22 protein-coding genes are annotated in these 25,007 nt (G+C 58.4%); 13 read left to right on the top strand and 9 right to left on the bottom strand.

Annotation, left to right across the window (positions count from 1 at the left end):
* Positions 1-36: 36 nt before the first annotated feature.
* The gene (gene malK, locus MHZ89_RS21010) at positions 37-1,146 is read right to left on the bottom strand and encodes a maltose/maltodextrin ABC transporter ATP-binding protein MalK (RefSeq protein ID WP_033755647.1); all 1,110 of its coding nucleotides are present in this window, start codon (positions 1,144-1,146) and stop codon (positions 37-39) included.
* A gap of 362 nt (positions 1,147-1,508) precedes the next feature.
* On the opposite strand from malK, the gene malE reads away from it, so the two are divergent.
* Genes malE through malG form a run of 3 tightly spaced genes read left to right on the top strand, consistent with a single transcriptional unit; the run spans position 1,509 to position 5,191 of the window.
* Positions 1,509-2,699 (top strand): maltose/maltodextrin ABC transporter substrate-binding protein MalE, encoded by a 1,191-nt coding sequence (malE, locus tag MHZ89_RS21005; RefSeq protein WP_033755649.1) that lies wholly within the window; start codon positions 1,509-1,511, stop codon positions 2,697-2,699.
* A gap of 59 nt (positions 2,700-2,758) precedes the next feature.
* Positions 2,759-4,291 (top strand): maltose ABC transporter permease MalF, encoded by a 1,533-nt coding sequence (malF, locus tag MHZ89_RS21000; RefSeq protein WP_084885377.1) that lies wholly within the window; start codon positions 2,759-2,761, stop codon positions 4,289-4,291.
* A 9-nt stretch (positions 4,292-4,300) separates the two neighbouring features.
* Complete coding sequence (malG, locus tag MHZ89_RS20995; RefSeq protein ID WP_033755652.1) at positions 4,301-5,191, top strand: maltose ABC transporter permease MalG; 891 nt, start codon at positions 4,301-4,303, stop codon at positions 5,189-5,191.
* 151 nt (positions 5,192-5,342) lie between these two features.
* Here malG and MHZ89_RS20990 read toward each other — a convergent pair whose 3' ends face one another.
* Positions 5,343-6,428, bottom strand: coding sequence for an aldo/keto reductase (locus MHZ89_RS20990; RefSeq protein WP_311784531.1), 1,086 nt, complete (start codon positions 6,426-6,428; stop codon positions 5,343-5,345).
* A 443-nt stretch (positions 6,429-6,871) separates the two neighbouring features.
* On the opposite strand from MHZ89_RS20990, the gene oxlT reads away from it, so the two are divergent.
* Both oxlT and MHZ89_RS20980 read left to right on the top strand, forming a co-directional pair.
* Entirely contained in the window at positions 6,872-8,155 is a 1,284-nt protein-coding gene (gene oxlT, locus MHZ89_RS20985) for an oxalate/formate MFS antiporter (RefSeq protein WP_033755656.1), read from the top strand.
* Between the two features lie 418 nt (positions 8,156-8,573).
* Positions 8,574-9,605, top strand: a complete 1,032-nt coding sequence (locus MHZ89_RS20980; protein WP_033755658.1) for a tyrosine-type recombinase/integrase — start codon at positions 8,574-8,576, stop codon at positions 9,603-9,605.
* 249 nt (positions 9,606-9,854) lie between these two features.
* On the opposite strand, the gene MHZ89_RS20975 is transcribed toward MHZ89_RS20980, so the two are convergent.
* On the bottom strand, positions 9,855-10,751 hold the full coding sequence (locus MHZ89_RS20975; protein WP_033755660.1) for a LysR family transcriptional regulator: 897 nt from the start codon (positions 10,749-10,751) through the stop codon (positions 9,855-9,857).
* Positions 10,752-10,885: 134 nt separating this feature from the next.
* On the opposite strand from MHZ89_RS20975, the gene MHZ89_RS20970 reads away from it, so the two are divergent.
* Positions 10,886-11,371 carry a cupin domain-containing protein gene (locus tag MHZ89_RS20970; RefSeq protein WP_033755661.1) on the top strand — a complete coding sequence of 162 codons (486 nt, stop codon included), beginning with the start codon at positions 10,886-10,888 and terminating at the stop codon, positions 11,369-11,371.
* Entirely contained in the window at positions 11,358-12,131 is a 774-nt protein-coding gene (locus tag MHZ89_RS20965) for a carboxymuconolactone decarboxylase family protein (protein WP_072010474.1), read from the top strand. Before MHZ89_RS20970 ends, MHZ89_RS20965 begins: the two co-directional genes overlap by 14 nt.
* A gap of 37 nt (positions 12,132-12,168) precedes the next feature.
* On the opposite strand, the gene MHZ89_RS20960 is transcribed toward MHZ89_RS20965, so the two are convergent.
* Positions 12,169-13,044, bottom strand: coding sequence for a LysR family transcriptional regulator (locus MHZ89_RS20960; protein WP_033755664.1), 876 nt, complete (start codon positions 13,042-13,044; stop codon positions 12,169-12,171).
* A gap of 108 nt (positions 13,045-13,152) precedes the next feature.
* On the opposite strand from MHZ89_RS20960, the gene MHZ89_RS20955 reads away from it, so the two are divergent.
* Complete coding sequence (locus MHZ89_RS20955; RefSeq protein WP_311784529.1) at positions 13,153-14,016, top strand: NmrA/HSCARG family protein; 864 nt, start codon at positions 13,153-13,155, stop codon at positions 14,014-14,016.
* A gap of 3 nt (positions 14,017-14,019) precedes the next feature.
* On the opposite strand, the gene MHZ89_RS20950 is transcribed toward MHZ89_RS20955, so the two are convergent.
* The gene (locus tag MHZ89_RS20950; protein WP_311784528.1) at positions 14,020-14,943 is read right to left on the bottom strand and encodes a LysR family transcriptional regulator; all 924 of its coding nucleotides are present in this window, start codon (positions 14,941-14,943) and stop codon (positions 14,020-14,022) included.
* A 104-nt stretch (positions 14,944-15,047) separates the two neighbouring features.
* On the opposite strand from MHZ89_RS20950, the gene budA reads away from it, so the two are divergent.
* The 3 genes from budA to MHZ89_RS20935 are packed head-to-tail and all read left to right on the top strand — an operon-like array spanning position 15,048 to position 18,321.
* A complete protein-coding gene (gene budA, locus MHZ89_RS20945) occupies positions 15,048-15,830 on the top strand; it encodes an acetolactate decarboxylase (RefSeq protein ID WP_033755670.1) in 783 nt (260 codons plus the stop codon).
* 14 nt (positions 15,831-15,844) lie between these two features.
* Positions 15,845-17,524 carry an acetolactate synthase AlsS gene (gene alsS / locus MHZ89_RS20940; protein WP_033755671.1) on the top strand — a complete coding sequence of 560 codons (1,680 nt, stop codon included), beginning with the start codon at positions 15,845-15,847 and terminating at the stop codon, positions 17,522-17,524.
* Between the two features lie 23 nt (positions 17,525-17,547).
* Positions 17,548-18,321, top strand: a complete 774-nt coding sequence (locus MHZ89_RS20935; protein ID WP_033755672.1) for a (S)-acetoin forming diacetyl reductase — start codon at positions 17,548-17,550, stop codon at positions 18,319-18,321.
* A gap of 78 nt (positions 18,322-18,399) precedes the next feature.
* Here MHZ89_RS20935 and MHZ89_RS20930 read toward each other — a convergent pair whose 3' ends face one another.
* Positions 18,400-20,454, bottom strand: coding sequence for a pyrroloquinoline quinone-dependent dehydrogenase (locus MHZ89_RS20930; RefSeq protein WP_369799195.1), 2,055 nt, complete (start codon positions 20,452-20,454; stop codon positions 18,400-18,402).
* A gap of 49 nt (positions 20,455-20,503) precedes the next feature.
* Positions 20,504-20,869 carry a hypothetical protein gene (locus MHZ89_RS20925; protein ID WP_033755676.1) on the bottom strand — a complete coding sequence of 122 codons (366 nt, stop codon included), beginning with the start codon at positions 20,867-20,869 and terminating at the stop codon, positions 20,504-20,506.
* Positions 20,870-21,140: 271 nt separating this feature from the next.
* Between MHZ89_RS20925 and MHZ89_RS20920 the strand changes: the two genes are divergently transcribed.
* Positions 21,141-22,694 carry a sensor domain-containing diguanylate cyclase gene (locus MHZ89_RS20920; RefSeq protein ID WP_224481799.1) on the top strand — a complete coding sequence of 518 codons (1,554 nt, stop codon included), beginning with the start codon at positions 21,141-21,143 and terminating at the stop codon, positions 22,692-22,694.
* A 38-nt stretch (positions 22,695-22,732) separates the two neighbouring features.
* Here MHZ89_RS20920 and MHZ89_RS20915 read toward each other — a convergent pair whose 3' ends face one another.
* Together MHZ89_RS20915 and MHZ89_RS20910 are read right to left on the bottom strand one after the other, a co-directional pair.
* Positions 22,733-24,007, bottom strand: a complete 1,275-nt coding sequence (locus MHZ89_RS20915) for an amino acid permease (protein ID WP_200879048.1) — start codon at positions 24,005-24,007, stop codon at positions 22,733-22,735.
* 214 nt (positions 24,008-24,221) lie between these two features.
* Positions 24,222-24,845 carry a substrate-binding domain-containing protein gene (locus MHZ89_RS20910; RefSeq protein WP_227741460.1) on the bottom strand — a complete coding sequence of 208 codons (624 nt, stop codon included), beginning with the start codon at positions 24,843-24,845 and terminating at the stop codon, positions 24,222-24,224.
* 49 nt (positions 24,846-24,894) lie between these two features.
* Here MHZ89_RS20910 and MHZ89_RS20905 point away from each other — a divergent pair.
* On the top strand, positions 24,895-25,007 hold a 113-nt coding region (locus MHZ89_RS20905; protein WP_001348174.1), incomplete at its 3' end, for an IS1 family transposase.

Below are 25,007 nucleotides of genomic sequence, written 5' to 3'. Positions count from 1 at the left end.
ATCTCCTGAGATCATTGCTTTTATTGTTTTGCAGGGCTAAACACCAGGCTCCTGATGCAGCCTGCGACAGGCGCTCCCGTCCTCGCGGAACAGGTGACAGCGCTCCGGTGGCAGGCCAATGCCCATCAGGGCGCCCTCTTCTACCAGCACGACGTCCTCCTGGCGGTAAACCAGGTTTTGACGGATAGCGGGGATCTGGATATGGATTTGCGTTTCGTTGCCGAGCTGCTCGACCACCTGCACCTCGCCCTCGAGCGTGACGTCGGCGATATCGCTGGAGAGCAGGTGTTCAGGTCGGATGCCTAACGACATATTGCTGCCCACCTGGACGCCTGCGCTCTCGACCGGTAGCCAGATGCGCTGATCGTTAGGCAGGCGGACCTGCACCTGATCGATAGCGGTGGCGGTCACTTTAACGGGCAGGAAATTCATGCGCGGCGAGCCGATAAATCCGGCGACGAAGCGGTTAGCGGGATAGTGATAGAGCTCCAGCGGCCTGCCGACCTGGGCGATGCGCCCGGCATCCAGCACCACGATCTTGTCCGCCAGCGTCATCGCCTCGATCTGATCGTGGGTGACGTAAATCATGGTGCGCTTCAGGCGCTTGTGCAGGCGCGAAATCTCGATGCGCATCTGCACGCGCAGCGCGGCGTCCAGGTTGGAGAGCGGCTCGTCGAGTAAAAAGACGCGCGGCTCGGCGACCAGCGTACGGCCGATCGCCACGCGCTGGCGCTGACCGCCGGAGAGCGCTTTGGGCCGACGGTCGAGCAGATGCGCCAGCTGCAGCACTTCCGCCACCTGATTAACGCGATGCTGGATCTCGTCACGCCTGACGCCCGCCAGCTTCAGGCCGAAAGACATATTTTCCGCCACCGACAGGTGCGGATAGAGGGCATAGGACTGAAACACCATGCCGATGCCGCGCTCGGCGGGCGGCACCTCGTTCATTCGCTGGCCGCCGATCAGCAGCTCGCCGCGGGTAATGGTCTCCAGACCGGCGATCATGCGCAGCAGCGTGGATTTGCCGCAGCCCGACGGGCCGACGAACACCACAAACTCTCCTTCGCCGATTTCCAGATTGATGTCCTTCGAGACCAGGGTGTCGCCCCAGGCCTTGGTGACATTGCGTAACGCGACGCTCGCCATGATGCTTTCCTCTCCGCTTGCTCATTCTTGCCTGCATCGCCGCAGGCAGACTCCGGCGTCCACTATGGGAAAGGTTCCGGGCGCGCGCATCCTCCGCCGCAGGCGCTTTAGCTGGGGGATGTGAGAGGAGGAGGAGATCGCCGCGCCTCTCCCTGTAACGGCAGCGGCGCGCGGTTTTTTGTGATCGACTGCGCAGAGTCGCGGCGACCGGAGTGTGCGCCAGACCGTGATAACCGCCCGGTTTTGCAACGGAGATCACGGCTTAGCGTCGGCAGGCGTAGAGCGCGGGAGGATGAGAAGCAGCGGCGGATGGTCACAATGTGCGGGAAAACGATTTCCGTTTCCGCTAACAGGATGGAGTTATGACAATGAAAACCGGCGCACGCATTTTTGCCCTTTCCGCCCTTACGGCCATGCTGTTTTCGGCCTCGGCAATCGCGAAGATCGAAGAGGGAAAACTGGTTATCTGGATCAACGGCGATAAAGGCTATAACGGGCTGGCCGAAGTGGGTAAGAAGTTCGAGCAGGATACCGGCATTAAAGTCACGGTCGAGCATCCGGATAAAATGGAAGAGAAATATCCGCAGGTGGCCGCCACCGGCGACGGCCCGGACATTATCTTCTGGGCGCACGACCGCTTCGGCGGCTATGCCCAGTCAGGGCTGCTGGCGGAGATCTCGCCGGATAAAAGCTTCCAGGAGAAGCTCTTTCCTTTTACCTGGGACGCGGTGCGCTTTAACGGCAAGCTGATCGGCTACCCGGTGTCAGTGGAATCGCTATCGCTGATCTACAACAAAGACCTGCTGCCTAACCCGCCGAAAAGCTGGGAAGAGATGGCGGCCGTCGACAAACAGCTGCGCGCCAAAGGCAAGAGCGCCATTATGTTCAACCTGCAGGAACCCTACTTCACCTGGCCGCTGCTGGCTGCAGGCGGCGCTTACGCCTTTAAAAAGAGCGACAGCGGCTACGACGTCAAAGATACCGGCGTAGATAACGCCGGCGCGAAAGCGGGCATGCAGTTCCTGGTCGATCAGGTTAAAGCCAAAACCCTCAACGCCGACACCGACTACTCTATCGCCGAAGCGGCGTTCAATAAAGGCCAGACCGCGATGACCATTAACGGTCCCTGGGCCTGGAGCAATATCGACAAGAGCGGCATCAACTACGGCGTCACGCTGCTGCCGACCCTGAACGGCAAACCGTCGAAAACCTTCGTCGGCGTGCTGAGCGCGGGCATCAACGCCGCCAGCCCGAATAAAGAGCTGGCGAAAGAGTTCCTTGAGAACTACCTGCTGACCGATGCCGGTCTGGACGCGGTGAATAAAGACAAACCGCTGGGCGCAGTCACGCTGAAGTCGTTCCAGCAGGCGCTGGAAAAAGACGAGCGCATCGCCGCTACCATGAACAACGCGCGTAGCGGCGACATCATGCCGAATATCCCGCAGATGGCGGCCTTCTGGTATGCGATGCGCACCGCCACGCTTAACGCCCTGAGCGGACGTCAGAGCGTCGATGCCGCACTGAAAGACGCGCAGGCGCGCCTGAACAAGTAACGCCTCTCCCAAAGCCGGTTCGCGCCGGCTTACCACTGGTTGTTAAGGAACACCGAATCATGTCAGGAAAACCGAAAACAGGAGGCGCGGGCCAGCTGCTGAAGCGCGTTCTCGTCGGGATCTGCTGTCTGCTGGTCGGCTACCTTCTGGTGCTGATGTATGCGCAGGGCGAATATCTGTTTGCGCTGCTGACGCTGATCGTCAGCGCGGCGGGCATCTGGATCTACGCTAACCGGCGCGCCTACGCCTGGCGCTACGTTTATCCCGGTCTCGCCGGGATGGCGCTGTTTGTGCTCTTTCCCCTCGCCTGTACCGTGGCGATCGCCTTTACCAACTACAGCAGCACCAACCAGCTCACCCAGGCGCGCGCGCAGCAGGTGTTGCTGAGCCGTCAGTATCAGGACGGCGCGGGAATGAACTTCGCGCTCTATCCTGCGGGCGATCGCTGGCAGCTGGTGCTCTCCGCTGACAGCGAGAGCTATGTCTCGCCGCCGTTCGCTTTTGGCGGCGAACAGCAGCTCAGCATGACCCCTGCCGCGCCGCCGGCGGGCCAGCGCGCGACGCTGAAGGTCGTCACCGGCAACCGGCAGGCGCTCAGTCAACTCCGCGCCAGGCTGCCGGACGGTCGCGAACTGGTGATGAGTTCGCTGCGGCAGTTCTCCGGCACGCGGCCGCTCTATCAGCTCACCGCCGACCAGCGGCTGAAAAATCAGCAGAGCGGCGAGATCTATCAGGCGAACGATCAAACCGGCTTCTTCCAGCGCGTCAACGCCGACGGCAGCTGGGGCAGCGAGCAGCTCAGCCCGGGCTTTACGGTTGGCGCAGGCTGGAAGAACTTTGTGCGCGTCTTCACCGACGAAGGCATCCAGAAGCCCTTCCTGGCGATTTTCGGCTGGACGCTGCTCTTCTCGCTGCTGACCGTGGCGCTGACCGTCGCCGTCGGCATGGTGCTCGCCTGTCTGGTGCAGTGGGAGGCGCTGAAAGGCAAAGCGATTTATCGCGTGATGCTGATCCTGCCCTACGCCGTACCGGCCTTTATTTCGATACTGATTTTCAAGGGGCTGTTTAACCAGAGCTTCGGCGAGATCAACGTGCTGCTCAACGCCCTGTTCGGCCTGCAGCCCGCCTGGTTCAGCGACCCACTGCTGGCGCGCGCCATGCTGGTTATCGTCAATACCTGGCTGGGCTATCCCTATATGATGATCCTCTGCATGGGGCTGCTGAAGGCGATTCCAGACGATCTCTACGAAGCCTCGGCGATGGATGGCGCGGGGCCGATGCAGAATTTCTTTCTGATTACCCTGCCGCTGCTGCTGAAGCCGCTGATGCCGCTGATGATCGCCAGCTTCGCCTTTAACTTTAACAACTTCGTGCTGGTGCAGCTGCTGACCAACGGCGGCCCCGATCGCCTTGGCACCACCACGCCGGCGGGCTATACCGATCTGCTGGTGAACTATACGTGGCGCATCGCCTTCGAGGGGGGCGGCGGACAGGACTTTGGTCTGGCGGCGGCGATCGCCACCCTGATCTTCCTGCTGGTGGGCGCGCTGGCGGTGATTAACCTGAAAGCCGTGCGGATGAAGTTCGACTAAGGAGGCGTTATGGCTATGGTACAACCTAAATCGCAGAAGCTGCGTCTGCTGCTGACCCATCTGCTGCTGCTGGCGTTTATCGCCGCGATTCTTTTCCCGCTGCTGATGGTGGTGGCGATCTCGCTGCGCGCGGGCAACTTCGCCACCGGCAGCCTGATCCCGGAGCAGATCTCCTGGGAGCACTGGCGGCTGGCGCTGGGCTTCAGCGTGACCCATGCCGACGGCCGCGTCACGCCGCCGCCCTTTCCGGTGCTGCTGTGGCTGTGGAACTCGGTGAAGATCGCCAGCATCAGCGCGCTCGGCATAGTGGCGCTTTCCACCACCTGCGCCTATGCTTTTGCTCGCATGCGCTTCGCCGGACGCGCCAGCCTGTTGAAAGGGATGCTGATTTTTCAGATGTTCCCGGCTGTGCTTTCGCTGGTGGCGCTTTATGCTTTATTCGATCGGCTGGGGCAGTATCTGCCTTTCCTGGGGTTGAATACGCACGGCGGCGTGATTTTCGCCTACCTGGGCGGTATCGCGCTGCACGTCTGGACGATTAAAGGCTATTTCGAAACCATCGACGGCTCGCTTGAAGAGGCGGCCGCGCTGGACGGCGCGACGCCGTGGCAGGCGTTCCGACTGGTGCTCTTGCCGCTCTCAGTACCGATTCTGGCGGTGGTGTTTATTCTGGCGTTTATCGCCGCGGTAACGGAAGTGCCGGTTGCTTCGCTGCTGCTGCGGGACGTCAACAGCTACACCCTGGCGGTGGGGATGCAGCAGTATCTCAACCCGCAGAACTATCTGTGGGGCGACTTCGCCGCCGCCGCCGTGCTCTCCGCCATCCCGATCACGCTGGTGTTTCTGCTGGCGCAGCGCTGGCTGGTCAGCGGCCTGACGGCGGGCGGCGTTAAGGGCTAATCTCTTCATCATTGCAGTGCCACTGCTTCCTCAATACTAACCATAATTGAGGGTTTTTGGCGGCCTTAGGGCCGCCGTTTTTATTTGTGCTGAAAGAGGTGCTTACGGCATAAAAATAAAGGCTGGCCACATCGCGCGGCCAGCGTGCGGCTTATTTCTGCGCCTGATCTTTACGTTCGTCGAGGGTCTGACGGTACTCATCCAGGAAGGGTTGCTCTGCCGGATCGATACGGTCCATGCCGCTGGTGAAGCGGTGCCAGTAGGGATAGCGCGGCGCCGGACGCGTCACGCGTTCAATGCGCTGGCGCTGCTCATTGCTCAGGGTGAGCTCGAAGGCATTGAGGTTTTCACGCAGATGCGTTTCGCTGCGGTTGCCGACGATCAGCGCGCTGACGCCGGGACGCTCCGCCAGCCAGGCCAGGCAGACCTGCGCGATAGAGGCGTTAATCTCTTTGCCGACCTGCTCCAGCACCTCGATCACGTTATAGGCGTGCTCCATATCGTGGACGTAGGGTTCCGGCCAGCCGCTGCCCTGACGCGTGGATTCCGGCGCTTTGCCGTGACGGCTGACCGCGCCGGTCAGCAGGCCTTCGCCCAGCGGCCCCCAGATCAGCGTGCCGATCTGCTGGTCAATCGCCATCGGCAGCAGCTCGAACTCCGCTTCGCGCGATTCTGGCGTGTAGTAGATTTGCTGGCTGACGGGCTTGAGCAGCTGCTGTTCGCTGGCGCAGCCTAACGTCTTCATCATCTGCCAGGCGGTGTAGTTGGAGGTGCCGAAGTAGCGGATTTTGCCGCTTTTCACCAGATCTTCCAGCGCGCGCAGCGTCTCTTCAACCGAGGTGACGCCATCCCAGTTATGGATCTGATAAAGGTCGATGTGGTCGGTTTTCAGGCGGCGCAGGCTCGCTTCGCACGCTTTGACGAGATGGTAACGGCTGGCGCCGCTCTCATTCGGGCCATCGCCCAGCGGGCTGCGCGCTTTGCTCGCCAGAATGACCTTGTCACGTTTATCGCCGAGCGCTTCGCCGACCACCTCTTCCGCGCCGCCCATCGAATAGAGATCGGCGGTGTCGATCATATTAACGCCGTGATCCAGCGCGATATCGATAAAGCGGCGCGCTTCGCTGGCGTTAACGTTGCCGGTTTTTTCAAATCCCGCTTTGCCGCCGAACGGCACCGTGCCCAGCACGAATTTCGAGACCAGCAGGCCCGAGTGGCCCAGTTTACGGTATTGCATTTACTTTCCTCCTTTACAGCTTAAAAAGGCGATCGTAGTCGCAATGGGTTTTGTGTGTTCAGGGGGGAAAGCGTAGGAGAGGATTGGGAGGGGTGCAAATTGTTCAAAAGCAAGTCAGCAAAGGTGCAATTTATTTTTTCCTTGTAACAACTACATTAAAACTGAAGTAAGGTATTTGTAAAAAAAATAAATCACGATCTGCTAGCTAAAATGCGCAATATTTTCGCGCAAAAAATAGATAAACATGTAAACCATCACTTTGCGTAACAGTTTGTTTGGGGAGATGAGCCCTGGTAATGCTATAAATATATTCACTCGCACATTTTTGATGCGAGACGCCACATTTTAGGGCAAGAATCTTCCTCATGTATATTAAATTTCTATAAAACAGCGATATTAGCGTTCTGATCAGGCATGGCACGGTAAATGCTTTAAAAAGTAAAATGCGTTTAAGCCGGAGTGTGATGATGTCAAGTTCAGTATTATCAGAGGTAGAGGTTTCCCACTACAGAAAGAAATGGGCGCAACTCTTTTTGGGGTTGGTGTGTATGATTTCAATCTCCAGCCCGCAATATGTCTGGGCGCTTTTTACCCGACCTTTGATGGAAAAATTACACGCGCCACTGGCAGAAATTCAGATCACCTTTTCACTTTTAATCATCCTTCAGACGTTTTTCTCCCCGCTTCAGGGAAAATTAATTGACCGTTTTGGCCCGCGCGTGCTTATCACCATCGGGACGCTGATGGCCGGTATTAGCTGGATGCTCGTCTCACGGCTTGACTCGCTTTTTGAACTCTACCTTTATTATGGAGTAATTGGTGGTCTTGGCACGGGCATCGTTTATATCGGTGTGGTCGGATTAATGGTTCGCTGGTTCCCTGAAAAAAGAGGATTTGCAACGGGCATGGTGGCAGCAGGTTATGGAATGGGGGCCATTTTAACAACCTTTCCCGTCACCGCCTCGCTCGCTACAGCAGGACTGGAAAAGACGTTTTGGCAGTTTGGCATTATGATGGCATCCGTTGGATTTATTGCCAGCCAGGGGCTAAGGATGCCAAAAGATAGTATTGAATCGCGCGCAGGGCAGCGATCAGCTGACGCTCCCAAAAGTTTCAGCTCAAAAGAAATGCTACGGCAGCCCATATTCTGGCTGATGTTTATCATGATGACCATGATGTCTACATCAGGACTTATGGTTACGTCACAGATGGCTATATTTGCTGAAGACTTTGGCATCACTTCAATAACAATTTTGGGGATGGCGGCTTTACCCTTGGCCATGACCATAGACCGCTTGATGAATGGCCTTACACGACCCTTTTGTGGTTACATTTCCGATCGTATTGGTCGTGAAAAAATGATGTTTTTTGCTTTTGGTCTTGAAGGCATTGCTATGACGTTGTGGCTGTTATGTAAAAGTGATCCTGTGTTATTTGTTTTACTTTCCGGCGTAGTTTTCTTTGGCTGGGGAGAGATATTTTCTTTATTCCCGGCAACCTTAACGGACACCTTTGGCACTCGCTTCGCTACGGAGAATTACGGTTGGCTCTATATTTCTCAGGGTATTGGTTCTATATTCGGTGGTCCCGTAGCGGCATTGCTTTATCAGCATACGCATAACTGGAGCATAGTATTTGGTAGCGCCATTACTCTGGACATTGCCTGTGCTTTACTTGCCATATGGGTACTTAAGCCCTGGCGGGCGCGATTTTTAGCCAAAGCCTGATTTAAAGCCGGTGAGTTGCAGGTTCAGTATTTGTTATTGAATCTGCAATTTTAGGCCTCTAATTGAATTGGTTTTTATTTGAAACTGTCAGCATAGTTGAATATTGATTCTGCCTGTGCCTCCTGCTCACTATCCATCATGGGTGAGCTAAATTTCTAACTTCATATAATAAGACTTATACAAACCCAGCGACATCCCTTCCTAAACCCGCTATCATGCGGATCCGGTCTGAATCCTGAGTGAAAGCGCTATTTGCCCTCCGTCTTCCTCTTTAAAACGATGTCCGGACATTAAAAAAGGCAACCAATGTGCCTTAAAATGACAACGCTACGCAAAATCTGCAGCAGTTTACCCCTGCTTTTTTTTCAGAATTCACGTAGCGCGATCCCCAGCTGAATTGCGGACAAATTGAACAGATATGGATGGATTAATCACCTCACACGCCCTGCTCCCGCTTTCTCAGTCGGATGACGACCTTGCGCAACGCCTGCGCGAGTTCGTACAGGATAAAGATGCGTTTGCGCCCAATACCTGGCGACAGCTAATGAGCGTAATGCGCGTCTGTCACCGCTGGGCATTGGCCAACAATCGCCTGCTGCTTCCTATGTCGCCTGAAGATCTGCGCGACTACCTGAGCTATTTGCAGTCTATCGGGCGCGCGTCATCGACTATCGGCACGCATCAGTCGCTGATCACGATGTTACACCGTAACGCTGGGCTGGTGCCGCCATCGACCTCGCCGCTGGTCTCGCGTGCGGTAAAAAAGATCAATCGCGTGGCGGTGGTCTCCGGCGAGCGCACCGGCCAGGCGGTTCCTTTCCGGCTAAGCGATCTGCAAAAGGTGGAAGCAGCATGGTCAGAAAATGCGAGCCTGCGTCACCTGCGCGATCTCGCCTTTCTCCATGTGGCGTACAGTACCTTAATGCGTATCAGTGAAGTGGCGCGCTTTCGCGTTGGCGACGTAATGCGCGCCGAAGATGGCCGCATCATCCTGGAAGGTTCCTGGACCAAAACCATTCTGGACACCGGCAGCCTGGTGAAAGCGCTGGGGTCGAAGTCGTCAGCGGTGCTGACAAAGTGGATTATGGCATCCGGACTGATTAATGAACCCGATGCCTATCTCTTTGCGCCGGTGCACCGCTCAGGAAAAGTGATGATCGTGACCGACGAACCCATGAGCACGCCCGCGCTGAAAAGTATTTTCACCCGCGCGTGGGAGGCTGCCGGGCATACCACGACCGTGAAGCCGAACAAAAATCGCTATCGCCGCTGGAGCGGCCACAGCGCACGCGTGGGTGCCGCGCAGGATCTGGCGCGCAAAGGCTATTCTGTTCCGCAAATCATGCAGGAAGGGACCTGGAAAAAACCGGAAACGCTGATGCGCTATATCCGCTATGTGGAAGCGCACAAAGGCGCAATGGTTGATCTGATGGAAAACAGTGAAGAGTAAGCCGCTAAGTTATCCACAGAAAAAGTGGACAGCCTGTGTGAAACTCCGGGAAAAGATGCGCTGAACGGTACAGTATTGCAGGAAACAGGCCGATTTTAGCGCTGAATTAACACGCAAATACATCAGGTTATCCCCCTGTTGTTTAGCCATGCGTTAATGTCATATCTGGAGGTGTGCAGCCAACAGACTTTGACCGTTTTTTTCCATGATGGTTCAGCTAAATTCGCTTATTCGCACGCTTTATGAACCTCAGGCCTCCTTGTAGCGCAACGCGTTAATCACTTCAGTCAGCGCAGGCATCATTTGACGGCGGCTGGCGTAGTAAAGATGGTATCCCGGAAAAAGCGGCCACCACGCCTGCAGAACCGGCACTAATTTTCCCCTTTCGATATAGTGCTGCGCCAGATCCAGCGGAACATAAGCGAGCCCCAGCCCATCCAGCGCCGCCTGCAGCATCAACCCGGTCGTGTTAAAAACGGTTTGTCCCTGCACCCGCACCGATAACGCTTTGCCCGCTTTTTCAAAATCCCAGGCGTAGATCCCGCCGCGTGTCGGCAGCCGCAGATTGATGCACTGATGCGTCGTCAGCTCAGCGGGCGTTTCCGGCACCGTTTTATCCTGCAGATAATCTGGCGAGGCGACTACCGCCATATAAAAGTCAGGGCCGATCCTGACGGCGATCATATCCTTATCGACCACGTTGCCGACCCGCACCCCGGCATCAAACTGCTGCGCCACGATATCGGTCAGCGCATAGTCCACGCTTAATTCGATCTGCATCTCGGGATAGCGCTTCAGCAGCGGCCGCAGTCGCGGCCAGAGCACGGACTCGATGGCGTGATCGTGCGCGGTTATGCGCACGGTGCCTGCCGGTTTTTTACCCAGCGCGCGAAGCGAGGCAAGTTCGCTGTCGAGTTCGCGCAGCATCGGCAGCAGCATGTTATAGAGCCGCGCGCCAGCTTCGGTAAGGGAGACGCTGCGCGTGGTGCGCGTCAGCAGTCTGACGCCAAGGCGCGCCTCCAGCGCCGTAATCGCATGGCTCAATCCAGAGCGCGACATGCCGAGCTGCGCGGCCGCTCGGGTGAAGTTTTTCTCACGCGCCACATGAAGAAAGGCGCGCAGGTCGTTGAGATTTTCAGGGACCATTGTTGAATATTCTGCACATACGCATTCACATTTGACCATCTTATCAAACAATCTTACGGAGCCTACACTGAACTCACTATCCACCAGCGGGGCTGGCGCCTGACGTTGCTCCCTGTACTGAGAACCGGAGCCGTATGAAGACCCTTGCCGCTGCTGCGATGTCCCTCGCACTGGCCTGTTCAGCTGCTTACTCAAAGGAGAAGACACCTGTGATTACCATCATGCAAAGTGGAGAAAAACCCTCGGTACCGGGATCGCCAGACTATTTCACCGGAACGGTGCGCATTGACTCGCCGTTTCAGGGAGGCGATCCGGCGCGCGTGGGCGGCGCGACCGTGACGTTTGAGCCTTCCGCCCGTACGGCGTGGCATACCCATCCCCTCGGCCAGACGCTTATTGTCACCTCAGGGCTCGGCCTTGTTCAGGAATGGGACGGTCCGGCGCGCGAGATCAGGCCTGGCGATATCGTCTGGATCCCGGCGGGCGTGAAGCACTGGCATGGCGCTGCGCCGCAGAACAGCATGTCGCATATCGCCATTGCCGAGGCGCAGGAAGGCATAGCGGTTGACTGGATGGAGCACGTCAGCGACGAGCAGTATGCGTTTCATGATAAATCTTGACGGCATAACGATTCGGCGGCGCATGGGGAGCCTGCTGGCGCTCTGCGTCGCGCTGTTTTGCTCCAGCGGCGCTGCCGAAGAAGCTTCCAGTCCCACTTCGATAAGGAACAGAACCATGCTGACCCAGCAGCAACATCCTCTTACCGCGCCGCAGAAGCAGACGGTGGCGATTGCCGCCAGCGCTGCGACGGGCGACATACCCGCACTGAACGCTGCGCTGCACCAGGGGCTGGATGCCGGTCTCACCATCAGCGACTGTCGTGAGATCCTGGTCCAGCTTTACGCCTACGCCGGTTTTCCCCGTAGCCTGAATGCGCTGGCTGAGCTGATGAAAGTCGTTGAGGCGCGTCGTGAGCAGGGTAAAAACGATGCGGAGGGCAACACGCCAGGGCCGCTGCCGAAGCCTGAAGAGATGCTGGCGGTCGGCACGCAGAACCAGACCACGCTCGCTGGCGGCCCGGTCAAAGGCGCGCTTTTCGATTTCGCGCCAGCCATTGATAGCTATCTGAAGGTTCATCTTTTCGGCGATATTTTCAGCCGCGACAACCTCGACTGGAAACGCCGGGAGCTGGCGACCGTAGGCGCGCTGGCAGCCATGACCGGCGTGGAGTCCCAGCTAAAAGCGCACCTGAATATCAGCCGGAACGTAGGGCTGACGGATGCGCAGCTGGCCGAACTGGTGCCGCTGTTTGAGAGCCGGGGCGAGCAAAACACGGCGCAACGGCTGCAGCGTGCGCTGGAGTCGGGCAGCGCACAATAACGGCATGCACCTGAACCCGCCGGTTAAACCCGCGGGTTCAGGCTGTAAACCAGCCGCCGGGATATTGCTCGCAGATGAATGCCACGAAGGCGCTGACTTTTGGGCTCTGCAGGCGGCGAGAGGTGTGCAGCACCCACAGCTCTGTCGTCTCGTTAGCCTCTCCCCATGCGATCAGCGCGCCTTTTTCCAGCAGATTACTGACAATCGACTGGGGCAGCATCGCCGCGCCGGCGCCTGCCGTTACGGCGTCACGCACGGCCAGCAGGGAAGAGAACTGCGCCACCGGCTGCGGGACCAGGCAGCGTCGCCCGTTATCCAGCGACCAGATTTCGCCTTCCCGGTGCGTGGGCATTACGACCGCAGCAACCGGGAGCGGGCGGCCGCCATCGCTGAGCGGCATCTCAAACCCGGGAGCGGCGACCAGCATGAGCTTGTCTCTGGCAAAGCATCTGCCCACCAGCGCGCTGTCCGGTGGGGGATTAATGCGAATTGCCACGTCGAAGTGCTCCTCAACCAGATTGCTGAGCCTGTCCTCTGCCACGGACTCAATCCGGACGTCGGGATAACGCGTGCGGAATCGGGCTGTGAGCTGGCCCAGCGCCACCTGTGAAAACAGCAGCGGTGCTGCAATACGCAGGCATCCTCTGGGACGGGTCGCGCCCTCCTGCGTCATAACGACAGCTTCGCTGATTTCGCGCATGGCCCCGGCCGTTCTGGCCAGCAGAAGTTTACCTGCCTCGGTAATTTCAAGCCGACGGTTGCCGCGCTCAATAAGGCGGACGCCAAGCGTTTCTTCAAGATCGGCCAGCCGCCGCGACAGTGTTGCCTTTGAACGCCCGCTGGCGCGGCTGGCGGCGCCGAACCCGCCCGAGGCGGCGATAAGGTGAAAATCTGTTAAGGCGTTAAGATCCATACGCTGTCTCATTTATGGAACAAAGAGTCTCGAGAATAGCGTCTTCCGCCATTAAACAAAACACCCTAATCTCTGTTTACACCCACCTGACATCACGGAGTAAACATCATGACTATTCTTGTTACCGGCGCCACCGGCCGTGTCGGCCGCCATGTCGTCGCCCAGCTTATCAGCCGCGGCGCTGCTGTTCGCGTACTGACGCGTAACCCTGACGCTGCCGGCTTTGGGCCAGGCGTCGAGGCGGTTAAAGGCGAGCTGCTCGATCTCGACGCCCTGCGCGCCGCCTTCTCAGGCGTTAGCTCGCTTTTCCTGCTGAACGCCGTCACGGCCGATGAGTTTACGCAGGCCATCATTACCCTGAACGTCGCCCGCGAATGCGGCGTTGAACGGATCGTCTATCTTTCGGTGTTCGAGGCGGATAAAGCGGTAAACGTTCCCCATTTTGCCGTTAAGTACGGCGCGGAGCAGATGCTCGCGGCGATGAATTTTAGCGCCACCATCCTGCGGCCGACCTATTACATCGATAACGACGCGATGGTTAAAGAGGTCATCTTCAACCACGGCGTTTATCCGATGCCGATCGGAAACGTCGGGCTGGCGATGGTCGATGTGCGCGATATTGCCGAGGTGGCCGCTATCGAACTGATACGACGCGACCGGGCTCCCGGCAAACTGCCGGTCGAAACCATCAATATCGTCGGACCCGATACCCTTACCGGACCTCAGGCCGCTGCGGTATGGGCTGAGGCGCTCGGGCGACCGGTTAACTACGGCGGCGACGATCCTGCCGCGTTTGAAGCGAACATGGCGGGATTTATGCCGAGATGGATGGCCTATGAAATGCGTCTGATGGCCGAGCGCTACGTCAGCGACGGCATGATCCCGCAGACTGGCGATCGTGAGCGGCTGGTGGCGCTGCTGGGCCGTCCGCTGCATTCGTACCGCGACTTCGCGGCGGCGCTGGCGGGCTGAAGATCACTCGCCGTCGGGCGGAGAGGGCTCGCCCGACGCGGCCTGCTCAGCATCGTTAATCAGCCTGAGCAGGTGCGATACCGTTCTGGCCGTGCTGCTGCGTCGCCAGGCAAAGGCGATATCCGTATAAAGCGTGTTGTTCTCGATCTCGCAAAACACAATCTGCGGGTTATTGACGCAGCACATAGAGGCCGGCACCAGCGCGATGCCGCAGTTGGCGCCCACCATGCCGAGAGAGGAGGCGATCTGCGGCGCCTGCTGAAATCGCGCCGTGGAAAAGCCCGCGCGCAGACAGGTGCTGACGATAAGTTCATACAGGCTTGGGGAGACGTCGCGCGGGAAGATAATCAGCGTTTCGTCCGCCAGCTGCGACAGCGCCACGCTTCGCTGATGGCCAAGCGCGTGGCCAGCGGGCAAGGCGACGAGCATTCTCTCGGTGGCGATCACCTTCAGATTAAAGGCTTTGCTGCTTTCGCAGGGCAGGCGAATAAACGCCGCGTCGAGCAGTCCTTCCTGTAAATCCTGCATCAGCAGCGCCATGTTCTCCTCCCGCGTGGTCAGGGTGATGGCGGGATAGCGCGCCTTGAAACGCCGGATCAAATCGAATACCGGCTGACCAAACGCCACCGAACTGGCGAAGCCCAGCGACATCTGCCCGCTGATGCCTCGCGCCACGCCGCGAGCCTTCTCCAGCGCATTATCGGCCTGTTGCACAATCTGTATTGCATCAGGCAGAAACGCGCTGCCCGCCTCGGTCAGCTCGACCCCACGCGTTAAGTGCTTCAGCAACGGCGTGCCAATCTCATGTTCCAGACGCTGGATTTGCTGACTTAGCGGCGGCTGAGAAATGCCCAGCATTTCCGCTGCGCGGGTAAAGTGCAGCGTCTCGGCCACAGCAACGAAATAACGTAGATGCCGAAGTTCCATATCAAAAACGTCTCAAAGTTAACAGGTTTCGCTATTGGATTCTGCGAGCCAACTGGCCCAACATGATATTAACACGGCTTAACTATGGGTTTGTGAGGCACCATATGTGTAATATTGTATCTGATTGTTCATGTGAGGATCAGCTCAAGGAAACCCTTGGCAAACTTGCGGAAAAATCACCAGAAAAAGTTATCTATCAGACCTCGCTGATGAGCGCGCTTCTTAACGGGGTTTACGACGGATCGACCACGGTTGCGGATCTGCTGCGCAAAGGCGATTTTGGTCTGGGCACTTTTAATCAGCTCGACGGCGAGCTGATCGCTTTTGACAGCGAGGTGTATCAGCTCCGCTCCGACGGCAGCGCCCGTCCTGCCAGGCCCGATCAGAAAACGCCTTTTGCGGTAATGACATTTTTCAAACCTGAATACCAGCACCGCTTCGCTGAAACCGCCACGCGTGACGATGTGCACCGCGTTATCGACAGCAAAATCACCTCAGATAACCAGTTCTGCGCGCTGCGCATCAGTGGCCGCTTTCATGCCGTACAGACGCGCACCGTGCCCTGCCAGTGTCGTCCCTATCGCACCATGCCTGAAGTGCTCGGCAATCAGCCCACCTTCGACTTTCGCGAGGCGGAGGGCGAACTGATTGGCTTCCGCACGCCGCAGTATATGCAGGGCATCAACGTCGCAGGCTACCACGAGCACTTTATTACCGGCGATCGCCAGGGCGGCGGCCACATCCTCGATTATGTGCTGGAGAGAGGAGAGCTGACGTTCGGCGCCATCAGCCAGCTGGTGATCGATCTGCCGCAGGACCGCGATTTTCTGCAGGCGGATCTGAACCCGCAGGATCTGGATGAAGCCATTCGGGCTGTCGAAAGCTAACAACTGAGGTGATGATGAAAACGCTAAAAACCAACGTGCTCTGGAACAGCGGCGCCGATCTCGTGGTGGCGCAGCTTGAAGCGCAGGGCGTCAACCATGTGTTCGGCATTCCCGGCGCCAAAATCGACAAGGTGTTCGATTCACTGGTGGATTCCCCTATTCAGCTGATCCCGGTGAGGCATGAGGCGAATGCCGCCTTTATGGCGGCCGCGGTCGGCAGGCTGACCGGCAGCGCCGGCGTGGCGCTGGTCACCTCGGGGCCGGGCTGCTCGAACCTCGTGACCGGCATGGCTACCGCCACCAGCGAAGGCGATCCGGTGGTGGCGATTGGCGGCGCGGTAAAGCGTTCCGACAGCGCCAAGCAGGTTCATCAGAGCATGGATACCGTGTCGATGTTTCGTCCGGTGACGAAATTCGCCGTCGAGGTTACCGACGCCTCTGCGCTGGCCGAATGCGTGTCCAACGCTTTTCGCCATGCTGAGAACGGCCGCGGCGGCGGCGCCTTTATCAGCCTGCCGCAGGATATCGTCGACCAGCCGGTGTCAGGCACGCCGCTGCAGCACAAGGGACGCGTCACGCTGGGCGCCGCGCCCGATTCGCTGGTCGAGGCGGTCAGCCGCGAAATCGCCCGGGCCAAAAATCCGGTGATCCTGCTGGGCCTGATGGCGAGCCAGCCAGAGAACAGCGAGGCGATCCACGAGCTGCTGAGCAAAAGCCGCATTCCCGTCACCAGCACCTATCAGGCGGCCGGCGCGGTGCGTCAGGAGCACTTTTCGCGCTTCGCCGGACGTATCGGCCTGTTTAACAACCAGGCGGGCGATCGTCTGCTGCAGCAGGCCGATTTGATCATCACCATCGGCTACAGCCCGGTTGAGTATGAGCCCGCGATGTGGAACAGCGGAAAAGCGATGCTGGTGCATATCGATGTGCTGCCGGCGGAGGCTGACAATCTCTACCTGCCTGACGCCGAGCTGGTGGGTGATATCGCCCAGACCGTGCGTAAAATCGCCGCGCGCATCGCCTCGCCGCTGCAGCTCAGCGAGGCGGCCGCCGCCGTGCTGGAGGATCGCCGCCAGCAACGGCAGCTGCTGGCGATGCAGGGCGCCAGCCTGGATCAGTTCGCGCTGCATCCGCTGCGCATCGTGCGCGCCATGCAGGACATCATCAACAACGACGTCAGCCTGACCGTCGACATGGGCAGCTTTCATATCTGGATCGCCCGTTATCTTTACAGCTTCCGCGCGCGTCAAATCATGATTTCCAACGGGCAGCAGACGATGGGCGTCGCGCTGCCGTGGGCTATCGGCGCCTGGCTGGTGGATCCGTCGCGCAAAGTGGTGTCGGTCTCAGGCGACGGCGGATTTTTGCAGTCGAGCATGGAGCTGGAAACCGCCGTCAGGCTGAAGGCCAACATTCTGCACATTATCTGGGTCGATAACGCCTACAACATGGTCGCCATCCAGGAGGAGAAAAAGTACCAGCGCCTCTCCGGCGTCAACTTCGGCCCGGTCGACTTTAAAGCCTATGCCGAAGCCTTCGGCGCGGCCGGGTTTGCGGTAAACAGCGCGGCAGAGCTGGAGCCGACGCTGCGCAAAGCGATGGATGTGAACGGGCCGGCTGTGGTTGCCCTTCCCGTCGACTACAGCGACAACCCGCTGCTGATGGGACAGCTTCATCTCAGCCAGCTGCTCTGATCTAACCTTAAAAGGATAGCGTTATGAAAAATAAAGTGGCTTTTGTTACCGGCGCCGGTCAGGGCATCGGCGCGGCGATCGCATTACGCCTGGCGAAAGACGGCTTTGCCGTGGCGGTCGCCGATTATAATGCCGACACCGCGCAGCAGGTTGCGGGGACGATTACCCGCGCCGGCGGCAAGGCGGTTGCGCTGCAGGTCGATGTCGCCCGGCGCGATCGCGTCTTTGCGGCGGTCGAGGAGGCGAGACGCGCGCTGGGCGGCTTCGACGTCATTGTGAACAATGCCGGCGTCGCGCCCTCTACGCCGATCGCCGATATCACCGAAGAGGTGATCGATAAGGTGTATAACGTCAACGTGAAGGGCGTTATCTGGGGCATGCAGGCGGCAATCCAGGCCTTCGCCGCGGAAAGCCACGGCGGGAAAATTATCAACGCCTGTTCTCAGGCGGGCCACGTCGGCAACCCAGAGCTGGCCGTGTATAGTTCCAGCAAGTTCGCGGTGCGCGGGCTGACGCAAACGGCGGCTAAAGATTTGGCTGCTGCGGGCATTACGGTCAACGCGTTCTGTCCCGGCATTGTAAAAACGCCGATGTGGGAAGCGATCGACAAGCAGATATCGGAGGCGGCGGGAGAGCCGGCGGGATACGGCACGCGGGAATTTGCTAAACGCATTACGCTGGGGAGACTGTCCGAGCCGGAAGATGTCGCCGCCTGCGTCTCTTTCCTGGCGGGTCCCGACTCCGACTATATGACCGGGCAGTCCTTATTAATCGACGGCGGTATGGTGTTTAACTAACGTCCGCGTCGCCTGCCTTCTTTACGTTCTGAACGAGAGCAAATCGCTTTGCTCTCGATTCAGAACTTATCAGCAGGGTTATTTAGGCAGCGCGTAGACCACGACCTGGTCGCCGACCTGATCTTTCAGTATGGTGTTGCCGCCGGCGACAAAGGCGACATACTGGCGTCCTTTGTATTCATACACCGAGGGGTTTGCCACGGCTGGCGCTTCAACCTGATCGGACCAAAGCTCCTCTCCGCTCGCCAGCGAGTAAGCGCGGACTTTCGCGTCCATCGAGGCGCCGATAAAGATGACGCCGCCTGCGGTGACCGCCGGGCCGCCGATAGTGGGCGAGCCCCAGCTTTCCGGCATAAAGAACCCGTACTGCTGAGACGCGCCAACCGGACGTCGCCATTTCACGTCGCCGGTGTGCATATCCAGCGCCACGATCTCGCCAAACGGCGGCTGCCAGCACGGCATGCCGAGCCAGTTATTCGCCACGTTCAGGCGCATCCCGTAAGGCGCGCCCTCCTGCGGCGCGAATCCGCTCTCATTACCGGAGTCTTTATCCGCCTTATTGTACTCTTCACGGCTGTAGAGCTTGACGTACTGCACGATGTGCGAGGTGTTCACCACCGCAATCTGATTCTGCGGATCGAAGGCGACACCGCCCCACTGCACGCCGCCGGCGCTGTCAGGATAGGTTAATGCCCCCTCGCCTTTGGTGGTTGGCGGCGTATACATGCCTTCATAGGTCAGCTTATCCCAGAGACGCGAGCACTGCCCGGCGCCGACGATATCGGCCAGCTTCCAGATTTCCGGTTTTTTAGACTGATCGAGCAAAGGCGCCGGTTTGGTCGGGAACGGCTGAGTAGGCGAAAGTTTCTCGCCCTGAACGGAGCCGTCGCCCTGCGGAACCGGACGCTCCTCGATCGGCCAGACATCTTCGCCGGTCAGGCGGTTCACGACGAACAGGAAGCCCTGTTTAGTGGCCTGGATAAGCGCCGGGATCGGTTTGCCGTTGACCGTGATGTCCATCAGCGTCGGCGCGGAGTTGATGTCGTAATCCCAGACGTCATGATGCACCCACTGGCGCGACCAGACGACTTTGCCGGTGTTCACATCAAGCGCGGTGGTTGAGGTGCCGAGCGGAATGGCGTCGACGCGGTTGCCGCCCCAGTAGTTAGGCGAAGGCGAAGAGACCGGCAGATAGACTAGCCCGTTAGCCTCGTCGGCGGACATATGGGTCCAGACGTTGGCGGTGCCGGTGCGCTTTCTGATGTCGGCGGGAATGGCGTCAAAGGTCCACTCGCGCTGACCGGTTTCGGCATTGATGGAGAAGACGGTACCCGGAGGCGCTTCGGCATAGGCCCAGTCTTTACCCGCCCAGCCGACGATCAGATGGTTGCCGACCACGGTGGGCGGCTGCAGCAGCGACAGCGGAAATTTCGCATTCAGGGTGTTCCACTGCTCGACGTTCAGCACGCCCTTATCGGCAAATTTTTCGCATGGTTTGCCGGAGTCGGCATCCAGCGCATAGAGTTTGCCGTCAACGGTGCCCATATAAACGATCTTCTGGCAGGCCTGCCCGGCAACCGGGTTTTTCGCCTGCCAGTAAGAGACGCCGCGGTTCTTCAGGACCGGCTGAGTCAGCGCTTCGCGCGGCGCTTTCGTATCGTAATGCCACTTTTCTTTCCCGGTGCCGGGATCGAGCGCAATCAGCCGGTAAAAAGGCGTGCCGATGTAAATCGTATCGTTGGCGAACACCGGCGTGGCCGACCAGACGGTGGCAGGCGTTTTGCCTTTGCCGTCGGAGACGTCGCCGGTATGAAATTCCCATACTTTTTCCAGCTTGCTGACGTTATCGGCCGTGATCTGCTTGAGAGGGCTGTACTTCTGGGCGTTAAGCTGGCCGTGGAAGCTGTCCCAGGTCGCTTTTTCCGGCACCAGCGGCGACGCCGTATTAGCGGCGGACGCGACCTTTTTGCCATCCTGTTCGGAAGAGGCTTCTTTAGTGGTGTTCGTGGTGCCAGGCGACTGCTGATCGGCGGCATCCACATTAAGCTTCTCCTGCGTTCCCTGAGAAGCTTCGGCGGCCTTATCCTCGGCCTGTAATGTGAGTGGCGTCATCAGCAGCGCGAGCGCCGTCATGCTGACTTTCATCAGCTGCTTTTGTTTATCGCTATGCACGGGCAATTCCTCAGGCTCTGGCGGGTGTGGTGTGACGGGCGGGACGGCGGCCGAGAAGGATCAGACCAGCCAGACCGAGTACCATGGCGGCGGTAATGATCCCCTGATGGAGCAGTAAGGCGGCAAAGCCGATACCCACCAGCACAATCAGCGTCACGATGCCCCAGAAAATGCGTGCGCCGCGCCCTGACGCGGCGCGCAAAATCAGCGTCAGCAAAGCCAGAACTACGCTGGCGATCGCCACGCCGAGCGCGCCGATGGTGCCGGTGACGCCAGTCAGAGGCGTCAGCCAGGCGTAGAGCGCCAGCGCGAAGCCGATCGCGGCCGCCAGCAGGAGCAGCAGCGTGCCGGCGCGTGAAGGTTGAGAATGCAACATAGCAGCAAATCCCCTGTAAGAATAAAATGATAAAAATCATGCGTCTCGTTATGCCTGAATACGCCGCCGCGCGAACGGCAAACCTGAGCGCGACTGAACATTCCAGCAAACGCGGTGAAGTATAGGCGAGAATGACTTATTCGTTTTTTGAAAGGCGACTCATGCACCTGCGCGCGCTCAGAATGCATGCGGCTAACCATTATGACCTGAGCATAATTAATGTATTATGCGTTACTGACCTTTGCCGTATGCGCTGATATCCCCCTTAACTATGCGAAAAACTCAATCAGGCGCTTCCGGCGTCGCCCTGTTAAAAACCTCTCTCGGCAAAAGCATGGCCGTGTTTTTGTTGCTCACCAGCCTCTTCGTTATCGCCATCAACGCCTGGTCGTTATGGAACTCATGGCAGCAGACGGTGGGCGAAAAAAACGACGACGCCCGCAACCTGTCGGTTTCGCTGGCGAAGCAGGCGGAAGATGCGTTTCTGCAGGTAGATATCACCCTGGCGGATGCGGTCCGGCAGCTCCGGCAGCGGGGCAATGAGTACGCCGCGACGCCGGCTTTCCTGCACCAGCTAAAAGAGCAGCAGGCTAAGCTACCGCAGCTGCACGGGCTCTTCATTTACGACACCGAGGGGCACTGGATCGCCTCCTCCGGCAATTTTGTTCCGACGAACGCCAGTAATGCCGATCGCGCCTATTTCATCTGGCATCGGACCCATAACGATACGAATTTGCTTATCAGTCGGGTCATCCGCAGCCGCTCAACCGGCGATTTGGTGATCCCGGTTTCCGTTCGCCTGAACGACAGCCAGGGCCATTTTGCCGGCGTCGCGCTGGCCACCGTGCGGGTTGACTATTTCCGTCAGTATTACAGCTATTTCGCCCTGGGCAATAAAGACACCCTGGGGCTGATCCTGGCGGATTCCTCCGTCTTATATATTCGCCCGTTCCCTGACGCCTTTATCGGCCGGACGCTGGCGTCCAGCCCGCTGTTTAAAACGGAGCTTAAGGCCGCCTCAAGCGGCAACGCCACCTGGCGCTCTACGCTGGACGGCGTGGTGCGCGTGTTTGGCTACACCCGGCTGGAGCGCTATCCGTTGATCGTCACGGCGGGCTACGACCGCGACAGCATTCGTCGGGAATGGCTGGCGGGGAATTTGGTTAACCTGCTGCTTAACTTGGCTCTGCTCTGCGCTATTACCGGCATGGGCATCATGCTGCTGCGCCAGGTGGGCGCCAACGTCAGAAATCAGATTGAATTAACCTACGTGCGCGATGAGCTGACCAACATCAATCACACGCTGCAGTCGCTGGCGCTGGTCGACGGCTTAACCGGCCTGGCCAACCGAAGGCAGTTTGATGCGCTGCTTGAGCAGGGGTTACTTAAATCGCTGAAAACCGGCGACCCGATCGCGCTGGTGATGATCGATATCGACTGCTTTAAACGCTTTAACGATACGTACGGACATGTGGCCGGCGACGAGTGTCTGCAGGATGTCGCCCACGCGCTGAAAGAGAGCGTTCATTTTCACGGCGATGTGGTCGCGCGCTACGGCGGCGAAGAGTTCGCGATTATTATGCCGAACACCGACGAGTCCGAGGCGAAGATAGTGGCCGAGCGCGCCGTCAGGAGCGTGATGGAGATGGGCATCGCGCATGAGAGTACCGAAGTCTCGCTCGGTATCGTGACCATCAGCGCCGGCTACAGTTCGCTGGTCTCTGAAGGCAAACCGGCAGAGGCTGAACAGCTGAAAAAAGAGGCCGACCGCGCGCTTTACAGAGCCAAGCGCAACGGCCGGAATCAGGCGAGCGGTCAGGTCTGACCGCCCGACCGCGCCCCCGTTTCTCCGGGGGGCGCGGTTTAAAGCATGCCGTACATCAGCGCCGACACGGTGAGCAGGCCGCCGACGATGACGATAAGCGACATGCCGCCTCGCAGCGTCTGCAGCTCGCTTCGGGTGTACACCAGCCAGGCGGGGATCACGAACAGGAAGATCGCGATCAGCGGCCCGCAGACGGTTTCAATCAGCGCAATCACGTCCGGGTTCCAGTAGGCCACCGCAAGCGACACCGCAAACATCAGCGCAAAGGCCACCGCTTTGGCTCGCTTGCGGCCGGATTGATCTTTCAGCCCGGCGGCGTCGCCGATCAGCGTAGCGAAAGTTTCGGCGACCGGCAGACAAACCCCCAGAAACGATTTGGTCATCGCCACCATCGCAATAAAGGGCGCAACGATAAACAGCAGACCTGCGCCACTGTTCCCTTCCATCACCGCGAGCACGTTCAGGTTCTGCGTCCTGGCTGCGATAAACACCTCGCGCGGCATGCTCAGCACACAGCTCAGCACAAAAAAGATGATGCTGAAAAAGATGGCGCAGTAAGCCAGACGGACCACGCGTACGGCTTTCTGCTCGCCGCCCTTCCCCTTTTCCTGGTACCAGGAGGAGAGCGGCGACATCATCGGCGCGGAACAGAATGAGAAGGTGATAAGCGGAAGCGCCAGCCAGAGCGCCTTCAGCGACTCGCCAGCAGGTGCGGCCGTGGTCTCTCGCAGCGCCTGAATCAGGTTGGAGAGATGCCACGACGGGATCTGCATCATGGCAATCAACAGCAGAGAGACGGCAAAGGGGATCGCCAGCGTGCTCATGGTGGTGACCACGCGGTCGCGGCCTTTGCTTAACACCAGATAGAGTAACGACACCGCGATAAAAGCCAGCACGGCGCGGTTCAGTGCGGCGACATGCAGGTGGGCGGTAACATAGTTGTCTAACGCATTGACCAGCGAGACGACGTACACCAGCGTGACGGGAAAATGGGCTACGCAGAAAAAGATCTTAATGCCCTGACGCCCTTTTGGGCCGAAGAATTTACCGAAGAGCGGAAGAGCGGCGTTTTCCGCCTGATGGTCGCGCATAAAGATGCGGCAGATCAGCACGTGCGGTATCAGCGACAGCGGCAGGCCCAGCAGCAGCATCATAAAAAACACCAGCGGCCCGCGCGTTCCCACCTCCACCGGCAAAAATAGCGTGCCGGCGCCCACCGTGGTGCCATATACCCCCATCATCCAGATGGTATCTTTCAGCGACCAGGATGGTCTGTTTGCTACTGCGTTTTCCGTACTTGCTTGAATAGTCATTTTTACACTTTGAATTACTGGTTGTTCAGATGCCGGCGCAACAGGATTGATCACTCTTTGTCTGGCCAGACTGAACAGAGCGAAGGAGACCGGACATCCGCGCCAGACCAGACACATAACAAGGCGGCAGATTGTCTGGTAAAAAAGCGAGCAGGCCAAATGATTTCGGTGAAAAAAACCTGGGCGTTTACGTCTGGATAACTATTTTTAACCGTTATAGCGTGGTTCGGTTCCCCGCCCTGTCCTGCTCAAAAATTTTATGTTTCACCAGACGGTCGCGCAGCCAGCGTTGCGCTTTGCCGGCGGGCGCCTGTTTAGACCAGAGCAGATCAATGCCGACGATCCAGTCGGTATGGGGGTACTCCTGCTGCCGTAGCTCGATCAAGGTCCCTGCGCGCAATTCGCGATCGACGAACTCGCGAGGAAGCGACGCCCATCCGAGACCGGCCAGCGCCGCCTCCAGCATCGCGCTGTAGCTTTCCACCCGCCAGAGCATGGGACTGCCTAAGTATTCGGTGGTGGCGATCCTTGTCTCCTGGGAACCAAAGGTGATGTGCCGCCAGCTGTGCAAATCGGCAAAGGAGACGGGGATGCGCTGCTCCAGCGGATGCGCGGCGCTGACGACATGCACCATGACCACTTTCCCCAGCTGCCTAAACTGAATTTTCTCGCTCTCAACGGGGTGAGACAGCGCGATGCCCAGATCGACTTCGCCATTTTTCACCATCGCCTCCACATCGCCGCGAAAAGGCTCTTTGATATGGATATCGACCTCAGGAAAGGTCATAGAGAATTCATATAGCACGGGCGCAATCGTGACATAGGGAAGCTCGGTGATGCTGCCAACTTACTGATTTAGTGTATGATGGTGTTTTTGAAGTGCTCCAGTGGCTTCTGTTTCTATCAGCTGTCCCTCCTGTTCAGCTACAGACGGGGTGGTGCGTAACGGTAAAAGTACTGCCGGACATCAGCGCTATCTCTGCTCTCACTGCCGTAAAAC

The sequence above is a fragment of the Pantoea sp. ACRSB genome (assembly GCF_022346905.1).
Classification (GTDB): Bacteria; Pseudomonadota; Gammaproteobacteria; order Enterobacterales; family Enterobacteriaceae; genus Pantoea; species Pantoea piersonii.
The sequence above is the reverse complement of the archived record's forward strand: the minus strand, read 5'-3'. Positions and strand labels throughout refer to the sequence as shown.

Coding starts and splice junctions, on each gene's coding strand:
- malK (WP_033755647.1), bottom strand. CDS start 1,146: ATGGCGAGCGTCGCGTTACGCAATGTCACCAAGGCCTGGGGCGACACC.
- malE (WP_033755649.1), top strand. CDS start 1,509: ATGACAATGAAAACCGGCGCACGCATTTTTGCCCTTTCCGCCCTTACG.
- malF (WP_084885377.1), top strand. CDS start 2,759: ATGTCAGGAAAACCGAAAACAGGAGGCGCGGGCCAGCTGCTGAAGCGC.
- malG (WP_033755652.1), top strand. CDS start 4,301: ATGGCTATGGTACAACCTAAATCGCAGAAGCTGCGTCTGCTGCTGACC.
- MHZ89_RS20990 (WP_311784531.1), bottom strand. CDS start 6,428: ATGCAATACCGTAAACTGGGCCACTCGGGCCTGCTGGTCTCGAAATTC.
- oxlT (WP_033755656.1), top strand. CDS start 6,872: ATGCGTTTAAGCCGGAGTGTGATGATGTCAAGTTCAGTATTATCAGAG.
- MHZ89_RS20980 (WP_033755658.1), top strand. CDS start 8,574: ATGGATGGATTAATCACCTCACACGCCCTGCTCCCGCTTTCTCAGTCG.
- MHZ89_RS20975 (WP_033755660.1), bottom strand. CDS start 10,751: ATGGTCCCTGAAAATCTCAACGACCTGCGCGCCTTTCTTCATGTGGCG.
- MHZ89_RS20970 (WP_033755661.1), top strand. CDS start 10,886: ATGAAGACCCTTGCCGCTGCTGCGATGTCCCTCGCACTGGCCTGTTCA.
- MHZ89_RS20965 (WP_072010474.1), top strand. CDS start 11,358: ATGATAAATCTTGACGGCATAACGATTCGGCGGCGCATGGGGAGCCTG.
- MHZ89_RS20960 (WP_033755664.1), bottom strand. CDS start 13,044: ATGGATCTTAACGCCTTAACAGATTTTCACCTTATCGCCGCCTCGGGC.
- MHZ89_RS20955 (WP_311784529.1), top strand. CDS start 13,153: ATGACTATTCTTGTTACCGGCGCCACCGGCCGTGTCGGCCGCCATGTC.
- MHZ89_RS20950 (WP_311784528.1), bottom strand. CDS start 14,943: ATGGAACTTCGGCATCTACGTTATTTCGTTGCTGTGGCCGAGACGCTG.
- budA (WP_033755670.1), top strand. CDS start 15,048: ATGTGTAATATTGTATCTGATTGTTCATGTGAGGATCAGCTCAAGGAA.
- alsS (WP_033755671.1), top strand. CDS start 15,845: ATGAAAACGCTAAAAACCAACGTGCTCTGGAACAGCGGCGCCGATCTC.
- MHZ89_RS20935 (WP_033755672.1), top strand. CDS start 17,548: ATGAAAAATAAAGTGGCTTTTGTTACCGGCGCCGGTCAGGGCATCGGC.
- MHZ89_RS20930 (WP_369799195.1), bottom strand. CDS start 20,454: ATGACGGCGCTCGCGCTGCTGATGACGCCACTCACATTACAGGCCGAG.
- MHZ89_RS20925 (WP_033755676.1), bottom strand. CDS start 20,869: ATGTTGCATTCTCAACCTTCACGCGCCGGCACGCTGCTGCTCCTGCTG.
- MHZ89_RS20920 (WP_224481799.1), top strand. CDS start 21,141: ATGCGAAAAACTCAATCAGGCGCTTCCGGCGTCGCCCTGTTAAAAACC.
- MHZ89_RS20915 (WP_200879048.1), bottom strand. CDS start 24,007: ATGACTATTCAAGCAAGTACGGAAAACGCAGTAGCAAACAGACCATCC.